The following is a 12699-nucleotide window of genomic DNA, read 5'->3' as shown; positions in this document are numbered from 1 at the left end:
GCACGGCGGAAGGCAGCACGAGTTTCGACCAGCGGCTGAACGAAAGGACACGGCCAGACCCCGTCTCACGACGACGCCGTTGCGCTTCGCCGCCATCAGGCTGGGTAGAGGACTTGCACGTCTAAAGCTGTCGATCATGCTCGGCACACAAAAAAGGGCGGCATTGCTGCCGCCCTTTCCGCTGTAGGTTGATAGGTGGCTGGATTAGAAATCCATACCGCCCATGCCGCCCATGCCACCGCCGGGCATACCAGCCGGCATGCCGCCGCCAGCGGACTCCTTCTTCGGAGCCTCCGCGATCATGGCTTCGGTGGTGACCAGCAGGCCGGCGACCGAGGCCGCGTCCTGCAGGGCCGTGCGCACAACCTTGACCGGATCGACGATACCCATGGCGATCATGTCGCCATATTCGCCGGTCTGGGCGTTGTAGCCGAAGGTCGCGCCCTTGTTCTCAAGGATCCTGCCGGCAACGATCGAAGCTTCCGCACCGGCGTTGGCCGCGATCTGACGGGCCGGAGCCTGCAGCGCGCGACGCACGATGCTGATGCCGGCGGCCTGGTCGGAGTTGGCGCCGGTGACGGTGATGGCCAGCGAAGCCCGCAGCAGGGCGACGCCGCCGCCGGGAACGATGCCTTCTTCGACGGCCGCACGGGTCGCGTTGAGGGCGTCATCGACGCGGTCCTTCTTTTCCTTGACTTCCACTTCGGTCGCACCGCCGACGCGGATCACGGCAACGCCGCCCGCCAGCTTGGCGAGACGTTCCTGCAGCTTCTCCTTGTCGTAGTCCGAGGTGGTCTCCTCGATCTGCTGCTTGATCTGGGCGACGCGGCCCTGGATCTCGGCCTTCTTGCCGGCGCCGTCGACGATGGTGGTGTTCTCCTTGGAGATCGACACCTTCTTGGCGCGGCCGAGCATGTTGAGGCCGACATTCTCGAGCTTGATGCCGAGGTCTTCGGAGATGACCTGGCCACCGGTGAGAATGGCGATGTCTTCCAGCATGGCCTTACGGCGATCACCGAAGCCCGGCGCCTTGACGGCAGCGATCTTCAGGCCGCCACGCAGCTTGTTGACGACCAGCGTGGCAAGGGCCTCACCTTCGACGTCTTCGGAGATGATGACCAGCGGCTTCGAGGTCTGCACGACAGCCTCGAGGATCGGCAGCATGGCCTGCAGGTTGGAGAGCTTCTTCTCGTGGAGGAGGATGTAGGCGTCTTCCAGATCCGCAACCATCTTTTCGGCATTGGTGACGAAGTAGGGCGAGAGATAGCCGCGGTCGAACTGCATGCCTTCGACGACTTCGAGCTCGGTCTCGGCGGTCTTGGCCTCCTCGACGGTAATGACGCCCTCATTGCCGACCTTCTGCATCGCTTCAGCGATCATCGAACCGACCGAAGCATCGCCATTGCCGGCGATGGTGCCGACCTGGGCAACCTCTTCCGAGGTCTTGATCTTCTTGGCGTTCTTGATCAGCGTCGCGACGACGTCGGCGACGGCGAGGTCGATGCCGCGCTTGAGGTCCATCGGGTTCATGCCGGCGGCAACCGCCTTGTGGCCTTCCTGGACGATCGACTGTGCCAGAACGGTCGCGGTCGTAGTGCCGTCGCCGGCGATGTCGTTGGTCTTCGAAGCAACTTCGCGAACCATCTGCGCGCCCATGTTCTCGAACTTGTCTTCAAGCTCGATTTCCTTGGCGACGGTGACGCCGTCCTTGGTGATGCGCGGTGCGCCGAACGACTTGTCGATGACGACGTTGCGGCCCTTGGGGCCGAGCGTGACCTTCACCGCGTCGGCGAGGATGTTGACGCCGCGCAGCATGCGCTCGCGAGCGTCGCGGGAGAATTTTACGTCTTTGGCAGCCATTTTTAGCTCCTGGCAGGGGCTTGGATTGAGCCCGAAGATTTAAACGAGGGTGAGGCCGATATTCAGCCGATGATGCCCATGATGTCGGATTCCTTCATGATCAGAAGGTCTTCGCCATTGAGCTTGACTTCGGTGCCCGACCACTTGCCGAACAGGATGCGGTCGCCGGCCTTGACGTCCAGCGGGACGAGCTTGCCGACCTCGTCACGGGCGCCGGAACCGACGGCGATGATCTCGCCTTCCTGCGGCTTTTCCTTCGCCGTATCGGGGATGATGATCCCGCCGGCGGTCTTCGCTTCGGACTCGACGCGGCGAACGACCACGCGGTCATGAAGCGGCCGGAAATTCGACTTTGCCATTTTTGGATTTCCCTGGTGCGGATGTTGAACGGTTCTCCGTTGCCGGAGCGTGGTTAGCACTCACCAGAAGCGAGTGCTAACGCGGCAGTGAGATAGGCCGTAGGCTCCTGCTAGTCAAGACGGAAGAGGGACGGGCGAAGAGCAAACGAGCGTGGAAGCACCGAGCCTTTTACGTGAAAGACGTCGGAGATAGGACATGGATGGGGAGGCTCACCATTTGTAATTGAAGGCTTATTCATTTGGCACGATCGGTGCAGCGGATGATCCGCAAACGTTGCGCGCGACCGATATAATGAGAGGTGAGCGCCATCAGGATTCCTGCGTTAACGGTCCACTCGGTATTTACGGTGTGGCCGCCGCGCGGGCGCCAGGACTCCGGCCACCCGATGGTCACCAATCCAATCTGCGGAGAACAGGAGGCAAGATGAGAGGGACAGTCAGCATGAACTCGAATTTGAAATGTTTGGCCAAAGCAACTGCCATCGCCTTGCTCTGAACGGTCAAGGCTACGTCGGCGGACGAACGAAATCGAGGACGTGCGCCTTGTCTATGCGCCCGCGCTCGGCATCGGTAACTTCGGCGGCGAAACGGACAATTGGATGTGGCCGCGCCACACAGGCGACTTCGGCTTTTATCGCGCCTATGTCGCTCCTGATGGTTCCTCCCGGCCATATGCGCGCGACAATGTGCCTTACCGGCCGAAGAGTTGGCTACCCATAGCCTGTGAAGGCGTCAAGGAAGGCGACTTTGTGATGGTCGCCGGCTTTCCCGGCGCAACCCACCAGTTCCTGACGGCGGATGAAGTCGGTTCAACTTCGCGCAATTCGAACCGCGGTTGCAGCGTTCGCTCTCGGATTATGCCGCCCAGATCAAGCAGGCAACGGCAGGCAATCGCCAGGCGCAGATCCATCGACCGCCCGCTTCACAAATGGCTCGGCCTAAAACGCATGGGAAAAGCAGAAAAGGCAACAGATCGGCACCAGAATGAATATGGCCGCGCGAACTGACAGACGCGCCAACAATCGGCATCTCGCATGGTCGGTGGCACTGGACGTGGCGCCCACCCTGCTGGCGCGACTGGGTTTCGCTGGCGAAAAAACTTCCGCGTGTCTCTGCGCGATCCATCCCGCTTGCGCGTGCCTAGTCAACCAAAAAACTGACCATCTGCAGGATCAGGATCAGCAAAAAAAGCCAAAGGCAGACGCCAAAACAGCTGCCAGCAGGACGATGCGTTGTTTCTTACCCACAGTTCCCCCCGAGCGAGACCGTGGGTTCGGACGGTGCGAATGAATTTCTCGTTATAATCGAATTGATTATAAGGGTATATTTCTACGTTGAGTATAAAAGAAGTCAAGCCCGTGCCAGCGGCAATTTTGTCCGGGCGACCGCCGTTTCGTCGAGGACATGGTGGCGGAAGCGATAAGGCTTCGCCGGCCGACCGCCGGTATCAGAGCACTTTCGCCGGTCTCCTCCACCAGTTCCTGCTGCTCCATCAACCGGCGAAAGTTCTGCTGAAGCGCCCCTGCCGATGTAATGGTCAACGCGGTCCGCGTCAGCGCATTTCCATCGGCGAGAAGCCGACGACATTGTTGATGACGAACGTAACGATCCGCGGCTTCAGAGAGGAATGTGCGCTTCGTCCAGATGGATGGAGTTGCAGACAATGATCTGGTCGTCTGGCTGGCAGGTCCGGGCGGCCGCGCCGTTGAGGATGCAGCATCGAGAGCCGCGCTCGCCGAGGATGACATAGGTCGAGATTCGCGCGCCGGAAGTCTTGCTCCATGTCTCCACGAATCCATTGGCAAGGATCCCGGCTTCTTCGCAGTGGTCAGGGTCGAGCGTTATCGAACCGTGGTAGTTGAGGTTTGCTTCGGTGACGTGGATGCCGTGCAGCTTGCCGGCGACTATTTTTCGCATTGGTCCCGTTGTCCTATTCATCTCACAGAGCCAGTGAGCAGCTTCGCTGGGCTAAATCCCGACGACGAGCGCCCCGCCGCTGAGTCCCGCACCTGCCGCCGCCAGGAGTATTTTCTCGCCCGGCCGAAACGGCTCCGCTTGATTGGCGAGCGACAGTGAGAGCGGGATCGTCGCGGCGGAAGAGTTGCCATATTCGGCGATCGTTTTCACGATCGTCTCATCCGCAATGCCGAGGTTTCGCCCCACCGCATCGAAAATGCGGGCATTGGCCTGATGCGGCACGAACCGATCGATGTCTTGCGGCCGCATGCGGGCTGCGGCGAGTGCGTCCAGCGAGCAGGCAGTCATCATGTCTACGGCGTTGCTAAACACTTCACGGCCGTCGGTGATCGTCATTCGGGTTTGCTCGAGGTCGAGGTCACCGTGGAACGGCTTGTTGCTTCCTCCTGCGGGAATCTGGATCAGCCCGTATCGCGAGCCGTCCGAATCCACGGAGGCACCGAGAATCCCCCGATCAGTATCCTCGCAGGGACCGATCACGAGGGCGCCGGCGGCATCGGCAAACAGCACGGCGCTGGCGCGCTCAGAGGGATTGATGCGGCGGCTGAGGATATTGGCGGCGATAACAAGGCTCGCTTTGCCGTGCAGGCGGGTAAATCCGTCCGCAAACATCAGCGCATAGATGAAGCCGGCGCAGGCGCCGGTCAGATCGACAGCGCCGGCGCGGCCGAGCCCCAGCCGATGTGCGACCAGGGGCGCGCTGGGCGGCAGGAGGTGATCGGGCGTCGAGGTGGCAAGCAGCAGCAGACCGATGTCGTGGCGCGCAATGCCGGCGCTGGCCAGCGCCATGGCGCCGGCTTGGGCAGCAAGACCAGACAGCGTGTCTTCATCCGTTGCCCAGAAGCGCGACCGAATTCCAGTACGCCGCTCGATCCACCCCGGTTCGAGGCCGAGATTGTTCTCGATTTCGGCATTCGCCACCTTTCGGCCAGGCGCATGATGGCCAAACCCGAGAAGGCGCGACAACCTGCTCATGGGCTCGAACCGAAGCGTTCGCCGGCCTCCTCGATCGCGTCATGGAGCCGATCGAGCTCGTCGCCGGTGACGCAATAGGGAGGCATGAGATAAAGGACATTGCCGAGCGGGCGCACAAGCAGGCCGAGCTCGAGGAAAAAGGCCCGCAGCTTAGGTCCGATCTCGGCCAGATAGCCGGCAGAGCCGGCGCGCAGGTCGAGAGCCAGGATCGTGCCGATCGCGCGGCTGTCGGTGAAGTTGGCATTGTCGCGAAAGCGTCGAAACCCGGCGGCCTGCCTCGCGCTCAGGGTGGCGATCCGCTCGGCCACCGGCTCGTCACGCCAGATCTCGACATTGGCGAGTGCTGCCGCGCAGGCAATCGGATTGGCCGTGTAGGAACTCGAGTGGAAAAACGTCTTCTTCCGGTCCTCGGAATAGTGAGCCTGGAAGATGGCATCGGTGGCGAGTGTGGCGGCCAGCGGGATTGCGCCACCGGTCAGGCCCTTCGAGGTGCACAGCATGTCCGGAGAGATGTTCGCCTGCTCGCAGGCGAACATGGTTCCGGTACGCCCCCACCCGGTCATCACCTCGTCGGCGATCAGCAGCGTGCCCGAGGCCTCAGTGATCCTCTTCAATTCGGACAGAACCGATGCCGGATACATCAGCATGCCGCCGGCGCCAAGCACCAGCGGCTCGACGATCAGCGCAGCGGCGCGCTGGTCGCGGCTGAGGGCCTCGAAACGATCTAGCGTTTCCTGTTCGCGCCCGGCGGCAGGGAAGGGAATGGTGTCGACCTCGAACAGCAAGGGTTCGTAGGCGGCGTTGAACACACCGCGGGCACCGACGCTCATCGTGCCGATCGTGTCGCCATGATAGCTGTGCTCCATGACGACGATGCGCGAGCGCGGCGCGCCGATGTTGCGGAAATAGCCGAGCGCCATCTTCAGCGCGACTTCGACGGCGGTCGAGCCGCTGTCGGAATAGAACACCCGGTCGAGGCCGGCGGGTGCGAGGTCGACAAGCGCCCTGGCCAGCCGTTCGGCCGGCTCGTGGGTGAAGCCCGCAAAGATGATCTGATCGAGGCTCGACGCGGTCGTCTCGATGGCCTTCATGATGCGGGGATGGCGGTGGCCATGGGTGACGACCCACCAGGAGGAAATGGCGTCCAGAATGCGCGCTCCGTCGGCCTTGTGGAGATAGGCCCCTTCAGTCAGCAGGATTTTAGGGGTCGAAGGCTCGAGCGCGTGCTGGGTGAAGGGATGCCACACACGGGAATGCGACATCACTCGCCTCCGGCAATCAAAGCGAGGTCGAAGCCGGCAATCATCGCTTGTCTCAGCGTTTTGTCCGTCAGCGGATCGAGGTGCGGCAGCCTGCCGAGTTGCGGCACGTCGCCGAATTCCACGATCGTCCGTTGCGTATCGGTCATCTCATCGCCGATGAAGGCGATGCCAGCCAGCGGGATAGCGCGCGCCCGCAGGGCCTCGATCGACAGCAGGGTGTGATTGATTGTTCCGAGCGCGGTGCGGGCGCACAGAATGACCGGCAACTGCCATTGCTCGAATATGTCGATGAACCTTGTCCGGCGGTTCAGCGGCACCATCAGCCCGCCGGCGCCTTCGATGACGAGCGGTGTCGGCAGGACCGGAAACGAAAGATCGGCAGCCTCGATCGAAACGTCGTCGATTTCGGCCGAACGATGCGGCGAAAGCGGGCTCTTCAAGCGGTAGGCTTCCGGCAGCACGCGCCCCGACGGCAGCCCGGCAAGTCGCGCAACCGCCTCGCTGTCGGTCTCGCCGTCGAGGCCCGATTGCACCGGCTTCCAGTAGAAACCGTCAAGCAGGCCGGCAAGCCCGGCCGAAAACACCGTCTTGCCAATTCCGGTGTCTGTTCCGGTGATGACGATGCGCTTGGTCATGTCGCCTCCGGTCATGTCTGGGCCAACACCTCGACGAGCGCCTCGACCATGGCGGAAATGTCGGCTTCGCCGATATTGAGCGTCAGTGAGATGCGCAGCCGTGACGTGCCCTCGGGCACGGTCGGCGGACGAATGCCGCGTATGTCGAAGCCGCGGGCCTGCAGGCGCGCCGACACTGCCATGGTGCGCCTGACATCGCCGATGACAAATGGCTGGATTTGCGAGCCGCTGGGCGTGACGCCGCAGCGATCCACCAATTGGCGGCCTGCGAGGGCAACGCGTTCATGTAGCTGAACACGCCGCATAGGCTCGTCGGCGAGCATTGCGAGCGCTTCGCGCGCCGCGACCGCCATCAGCGGCGATGGCGCTGTGGCGTAGATGAATGGGCGGCAACGGTTGATCAGATACTGGCACAGTGTCCTCGGCCCGGTCACGAGCCCACCAGATGCGCCGAGCGCCTTGCCGCAGGTGTGGAGCGCGACGATGTTGTCGCGGCCCTCGAAAGCGGCGGCCAGCCCCCGGCCGTCCGGTCCCCAGACGCCGGTGGCATGCGCCTCGTCAATGACGATGAATGCGTCGTGCCGATCGGCAAGCGCGACCAGGCTCTCCAAAGGCGCGCAATCGCCATCCATGCTGTAAAGGCTTTCCACCGCGATCCAGACGCATCCCATGCCGCCTTCGGCGCGCCAACGTGTGATCGCATCCTCGACAGCATCGACGTCGTGGTGCGCGGCCAGCACCAACTGTGCGCGCCCGGCCTGCGCACCCTCATGCATGCTGGCATGGGCGAGCTCATCGAGGATCAAAAGGTCGCCCTTCTGCGGCAGCGCCGTCAGCAGAGCGAAGTTGGCGATGTAGCCGCTGCCGAAGAACAGCGCGCGGTCGGCTCCAAAGAATGCCGCCGCGTCTGCCTCGAGCTGCTCGTGTTCCGGCGCATTGCCGCGCAACAGCCGCGACCCGGTGGCGCCAACCGGCGTGCCACGCGCAATCGCCGCCGCAACCGCTTCGCCAAGCCTTTTGGAGGCGGCAAGCCCGAGATAGTCGTTCGACGAGAAGTCGCGCCCGGCGCGCGGCTTCAGCGTCCGCAGCCGGTCCTTGCGCGCCAGTCCCTGCAAGGTCGCCTCATAGCGGGCAAGCGGTGCCCCGTTCATTGCGCCTCGAGTTCCATCGGCTCGATGCCAAGGCGCCGGAACAGCAGGGTATCCTTGTCCTCACCGGGATTGTCCGCCGTCAGCAGCGTGTCGCCGACGAAGATCGAGTTGGCGCCGGCAAAAAAGCACAGCGCCTGCATCTCGTCGGTCATGGCGGTGCGGCCGGCGGAAAGACGGATATGCGATTTCGGCATCATGATGCGCGCCAGCGCGATCACGCGCACGAATTCGATCGGCTCGATGGGCTTGGCGTCGGCAAGCGGGGTGCCGGCGATCGGGATCAGCATGTTGATCGGAACGCTTTGCGGATGTTCCGGCAGGTTGGCCAGCGTCACGAGCATGCCGATCCGGTCCACCGGCTCCTCGCCCATGCCGACAATGCCGCCGCAGCAGACCTTGATGCCGGATTGGCGAACGTGCTCGAGCGTCTCGAGCCGGTCGGCAAAGCTGCGCGTGCTGATGATCTCGCTATAGTAGCGTTCCGACGTATCGATGTTGTGGTTGTAGTAGTCGAGGCCCGCCTGCTTCAGACGAGAGGCTTGCGCAAGATCGAGCATGCCGAGCGTCATGCAGGTCTCCATACCGAGCGCCTTGACGCCTTCGACCATGGCCACTACCGCATCCATGTCGCGCGCCTTGGGGTTTCGCCAGGCCGCACCCATGCAATAGCGGGTGGCGCCGGCGTCACGCGCTTTCTTCGCCTCGGCGATGACGCGCCGGACCTCCATCAGCTTCGACGCCTTCAGACCGGTTTCGTGCTGCGCCGACTGGCTGCAATAGCCACAATCCTCCGGACATCCGCCTGTCTTGATGCTGAGAAGCCGGCTGAGCTGGACCTTGTTGGGATCGAAATTCTGGCGGTGCACGGTTTGCGCGAGGAAGAGGAGATTGTTGAAGGGGGCATCGTGAAGTGCCCGAGCCTTCTCCAGGGTCCACGCTCCAGAGTCAGGGGATTGAGCCTGTGGCGATGTCTGCGTTGGACTGGCTGTTTGCATGTCCATGCTGTTCCTCCGGTTCTGCCTTGCTTTGCTGTCTGATTGATGACGATCGGAAAGGACAGTTGATTCGATCCTGTTCGTTCCTCAGACAATCATGAGCCCCAATAGTCGAGGCCGATATCCAGGATCGGCGCGCTGTGGGTCAGTCGGCCGACCGAAATCAGATCGACGCCGGTCGCGGCAATCGCTCGCGCTGTATCGGATGCGATCCCGCCAGAAGCCTCGGTGATAGCACGGCCGCCAACGATTGCGACGGCCCGGCGAAGATCGGCGAGGGACATGTTGTCGAGCAGAATCGCATCGGGAGCGAAGCCAAGTACCTCCTCCAACTGAGCCAGCGTATCGACCTCGACTTCGATCTTGACGAGATGACCGGCCCGTCTTCGTGCTCGCTCGAGCGCCGGGCGAACGCCGCCTGCGATGGCGATGTGGTTGTCCTTGATCAGAATTGCGTCGTCGAGGCCGAAACGGTGATTGGATCCGCCACCCGCGCGCACCGCATACTTTTCGACTGCCCTCAATCCGGGCGTCGTCTTGCGCGTGCAGACGATCTTCGCGCCATATCCACGAACCGCAGCGACGATCGATGCCGTTGCTGTAGCGATGCCGCTCAGATGGCACAAAAAATTGAGTGCCGTCCGTTCGGCTGTGAGAATGCCCCGGGCAGGGCCAACCACTGATGCAATGACCTCTCCATCCATGACATTGCAGCCGTCTGCCCGCTCCACCGAAATTTCGACATCAGGATCAATCAAGCGGAAAGCGAGCATCGCCAGATCGAGGCCGGCGACAACTCCGGACTGGCGCGCCGCCAGCACGGTTCCCGCTTGGTGTGCCTTCGGGATGATGGCCTCCGTGGTCAAGTCGCCGGCTCTGCCAAGGTCTTCAAGAAGAGCTGCCCTTACAAGCGGCTCAAGCATGACCGTGGGAAGCGGTGAGAGCGTCATCATTTTGCCCCTTCGAGGCTTGGCGAGTGTCCGAGTTCCCGCGCAGCGGCCAAGGCGGCTTCGAGGGTGATTTCGGACCGTCGGGCGACAGTCGCATGATGAGGAAAGTCTGTCCGGTAATGAGCGCCGCGGCTTTCTTCGCGCAACAGGGCGGCAACCGCGATCATTAGCCCGACAGCCGCCGGATCCGAGGCCGCGTCCTTGCTTTCGGCGAGCGGCAACAAGGCATATGCGGCTGCTTTCAGACCTTCACCATCCCGGACGATGCCGAGTGCGCGCGACAGGAAAACACGCACGGGTATCGGAGCGGGCGATGGGTGAACGTCCGCAACCGCAGGCCTTGTTCTGCGAGCAGGCGTTCCGGCGACACTTTCAGCGACCCAGCGCGCGCACACGACGGCCTCGGTCAAGGAATTGCTGGCGAGCCTGTTGGCGCCATGCAGTCCTGTCGAAGCGACTTCGCCGCAGGCCCACAGCCCCTTGACGGACGTCCTACCGGAGCCGTCCACGGCAACGCCACCCATGTGGTAGTGTTGGGCCGGACGAATGGGGATGAGATCGCGCGCGGGATTGATGCCGGCTCCACGACAGGCTGATGCAATTGTCGGGAAGTGTCGAGCAAATTCCGGGCCAGGCCGTTGCCGCGCGTCGAGAAAAACACGGTGGCCGTTGGCAAGATGGTTCCAGACGGCGCGCGCCAAGACATCACGAGGCGCAAGTTCCGCCCCTGACACGCTCTGGAGAAAAGCCTGGCCGGTTTCGTCGATCAGGGCAGCACCTTCGCCGCGGACGGCCTCGCTGACCAGCGCCATAGGGCGTTCCGGGCCGTCAAGCGCGGTCGGGTGGAACTGGATGAACTCGAGGTCGGCAAGGACAGCTCCAGCGCGGGCCGCAAGCGCCAGGCCCTGTCCGCAACTGCCCGAAGGATTGGTGGTGTCGAGAAACAGTCCCCCGATCCCACCGGTGGCGAGGACGACCCGCCGTGAGCCGAAGAAGACAGGTCCTATCGAACCGCTCGCCCAGACGCCTCGGATCGCATTCTCTCGCACCGCCAGTCGGCGCGCTTCCACGCCCTCCACGACAACAATCGACGGAGTGGAACGCACAGCCGCGATCAGGGCACGCATGATCTCACGCCCGGTGCCGTCACCATGCGCATGAACGATGCGACGTCGGCTGTGTGCGGCCTCCAATCCGAGGCACAGTGATCCTTTCGACGTACGGTCGAAGGGAACCCCAAAGCCCGCAAGCCCCTCTATCGCCTTGGGCGCGGCTTGGAGGATGCGGCTCGCCACGTCTGTGTCGCAGAGACCATCCCCGGCGGCAAGCGTATCGGCCAGGTGCAGTTCCGGATCGTCGTCTTCGCCGAAACTTGCAGCCAGACCACCCTGTGCCCACGTGCTCGAATTGTCAGCTCCCAGCAGCGTCCTGGACAGAAGCAGCACCGGCTCCGGCGCCAGTTGAAGCGCGGTCATCAGTCCGGCGATGCCGCCGCCGATGATGATCGGCCGCCCGAAGATGCTGCGGACATCGGCGCTCAAATTGCCAGCATCCGTTCGACCGCAAGCCGCGCGCGCCCGGCGATCCCGGGTTCGATGGTTACGATATGGTGGTTCTGCTCGAGCGCCATGCGGATGTTGGCAAGCGTGATCCGCTTCATGTGCGGGCACAAATTGCAGGGCCGGATGAACTCGACCTCTGGGTGCGCTAACGCGACGTTGTCGCTCATCGAACATTCCGTCATCAGCACGACACGTGCCGGCCTTTGCCTTTCGACATAGTCGGACATGGCAGCGGTCGAGCCGGAAAAATCTGCTTCAGCCACGACGTCGGGCGGGCATTCGGGATGCGCGAGCACGATCACGCCGGGATGGCTTTCGCGCAACTCGCGGATGTCGGCCGGTGTAAAGCGCTCATGCACCTCGCAATGCCCTTTCCAGGCGATGATCTGCACATCGGTCTGGGCGGCGATATTCTGGGCCAGATATTCGTCCGGCAACATGATCACCTGGGGAACGCCAAGGGATTGGACGACCGCCTTGGCGTTGCCGGATGTACAGCAGATATCCGACTCGGCTTTCACTTCGGCCGACGTGTTGACATAAGTGATGATCGGCACGCCGGGATAACGCTGGCGCATCAAGCGCACGTCTTCTGCCGTGATCGATTCCGCCAACGAACAGCCTGCCCGCAGGTCGGGAATGAGCACCGTCTTTTGCGGATTGAGCAGCTTGGCCGTTTCGGCCATGAAATGTACGCCGGCCAGCACGATGACTTGCGCCTCGATCGTCGCAGCCGTGCGGGCCAGTGCCAAGCTGTCGCCGACGATGTCGGCCACGCAATGGAAGATCTCGGGGGTCTGATAGTTGTGCGCCAGGATGATGGCGTTGCGCTCGCGCTTCAGTGCAAGGATCGCCTCGATATCCTCGACGAAAGCCGGCCATTCGATCGGCGGGATCACTCGTCGGACGCGCTCGTAGAGAAACGCGGTCGCAGGCAGCACGGCGCTCATCGACCCCTCCAGCTTATACTCTA

11 protein-coding genes and 2 pseudogenes are annotated in these 12699 nt (G+C 62.7%); 1 reads left to right on the top strand and 12 read right to left on the bottom strand.

Annotated features, from left to right (window positions below; translation table 11 throughout):
- Window positions 1-204 precede the first annotated feature (204 nt).
- Window positions 205-1860 carry a chaperonin GroEL gene (groL, locus tag NKG95_RS22550; RefSeq protein ID WP_353042594.1) on the bottom strand — a complete coding sequence of 552 codons (1656 nt, stop codon included), beginning with the start codon at window positions 1858-1860 and terminating at the stop codon, window positions 205-207.
- Between the two features lie 62 nt (window positions 1861-1922).
- The gene (groES, locus tag NKG95_RS22545; protein WP_353042593.1) at window positions 1923-2219 is read right to left on the bottom strand and encodes a co-chaperone GroES; all 297 of its coding nucleotides are present in this window, start codon (window positions 2217-2219) and stop codon (window positions 1923-1925) included.
- Between the two features lie 536 nt (window positions 2220-2755).
- Here groES and NKG95_RS22540 point away from each other — a divergent pair.
- Window positions 2756-3226 (top strand): S46 family peptidase, encoded by a 471-nt coding sequence (locus NKG95_RS22540; protein WP_353042591.1) that lies wholly within the window; start codon window positions 2756-2758, stop codon window positions 3224-3226.
- A gap of 343 nt (window positions 3227-3569) precedes the next feature.
- On the opposite strand, the pseudogene NKG95_RS34340 reads toward NKG95_RS22540, so the two are convergent.
- The 10 genes and pseudogenes from NKG95_RS34340 to nadA form a co-directional block, all read right to left on the bottom strand.
- A pseudogene (locus NKG95_RS34340) lies at window positions 3570-3733 on the bottom strand (NrtR DNA-binding winged helix domain-containing protein); the annotation flags it as partial.
- Window positions 3734-3804: 71 nt separating this feature from the next.
- Window positions 3805-4136, bottom strand: a pseudogene (locus NKG95_RS22535) (aspartate 1-decarboxylase); the annotation flags it as partial.
- Between the two features lie 51 nt (window positions 4137-4187).
- The gene (bioZ, locus tag NKG95_RS22530) at window positions 4188-5171 is read right to left on the bottom strand and encodes a 3-oxopimeloyl-[acyl-carrier-protein] synthase BioZ (protein WP_353042589.1); all 984 of its coding nucleotides are present in this window, start codon (window positions 5169-5171) and stop codon (window positions 4188-4190) included.
- Window positions 5168-6433 carry an adenosylmethionine--8-amino-7-oxononanoate transaminase gene (locus NKG95_RS22525; protein WP_352503072.1) on the bottom strand — a complete coding sequence of 422 codons (1266 nt, stop codon included), beginning with the start codon at window positions 6431-6433 and terminating at the stop codon, window positions 5168-5170. The genes bioZ and NKG95_RS22525 overlap by 4 nt, the downstream gene beginning before the upstream one ends.
- Window positions 6433-7068: a dethiobiotin synthase gene (bioD, locus tag NKG95_RS22520; protein WP_023679599.1), complete on the bottom strand. Its 636-nt coding sequence runs from the start codon at window positions 7066-7068 to the stop codon at window positions 6433-6435. Before bioD ends, NKG95_RS22525 begins: the two co-directional genes overlap by 1 nt.
- An 11-nt stretch (window positions 7069-7079) precedes the next feature.
- The gene (locus NKG95_RS22515) at window positions 7080-8219 is read right to left on the bottom strand and encodes an 8-amino-7-oxononanoate synthase (RefSeq protein WP_352503071.1); all 1140 of its coding nucleotides are present in this window, start codon (window positions 8217-8219) and stop codon (window positions 7080-7082) included.
- Window positions 8216-9214, bottom strand: a complete 999-nt coding sequence (gene bioB, locus NKG95_RS22510; RefSeq protein ID WP_352972412.1) for a biotin synthase BioB — start codon at window positions 9212-9214, stop codon at window positions 8216-8218. Before bioB ends, NKG95_RS22515 begins: the two co-directional genes overlap by 4 nt.
- 95 nt (window positions 9215-9309) lie before the next feature.
- A complete protein-coding gene (nadC, locus tag NKG95_RS22505; RefSeq protein WP_352503117.1) occupies window positions 9310-10164 on the bottom strand; it encodes a carboxylating nicotinate-nucleotide diphosphorylase in 855 nt (284 codons plus the stop codon).
- Window positions 10164-11705 (bottom strand): L-aspartate oxidase, encoded by a 1542-nt coding sequence (locus NKG95_RS22500; RefSeq protein WP_352610563.1) that lies wholly within the window; start codon window positions 11703-11705, stop codon window positions 10164-10166. Before NKG95_RS22500 ends, nadC begins: the two co-directional genes overlap by 1 nt.
- Window positions 11702-12676 (bottom strand): quinolinate synthase NadA, encoded by a 975-nt coding sequence (gene nadA / locus NKG95_RS22495; protein WP_352610560.1) that lies wholly within the window; start codon window positions 12674-12676, stop codon window positions 11702-11704. The genes NKG95_RS22500 and nadA overlap by 4 nt, the downstream gene beginning before the upstream one ends.
- Between the last annotated feature and the right edge of the window lie 23 nt (window positions 12677-12699).

It is taken from the genome of Mesorhizobium sp. M1423 (assembly GCF_040317575.1).
Classification (GTDB): Bacteria; Pseudomonadota; Alphaproteobacteria; order Rhizobiales; family Rhizobiaceae; genus Mesorhizobium.
The sequence above is the reverse complement of the archived record's forward strand: the minus strand, read 5'-3'. Positions and strand labels throughout refer to the sequence as shown.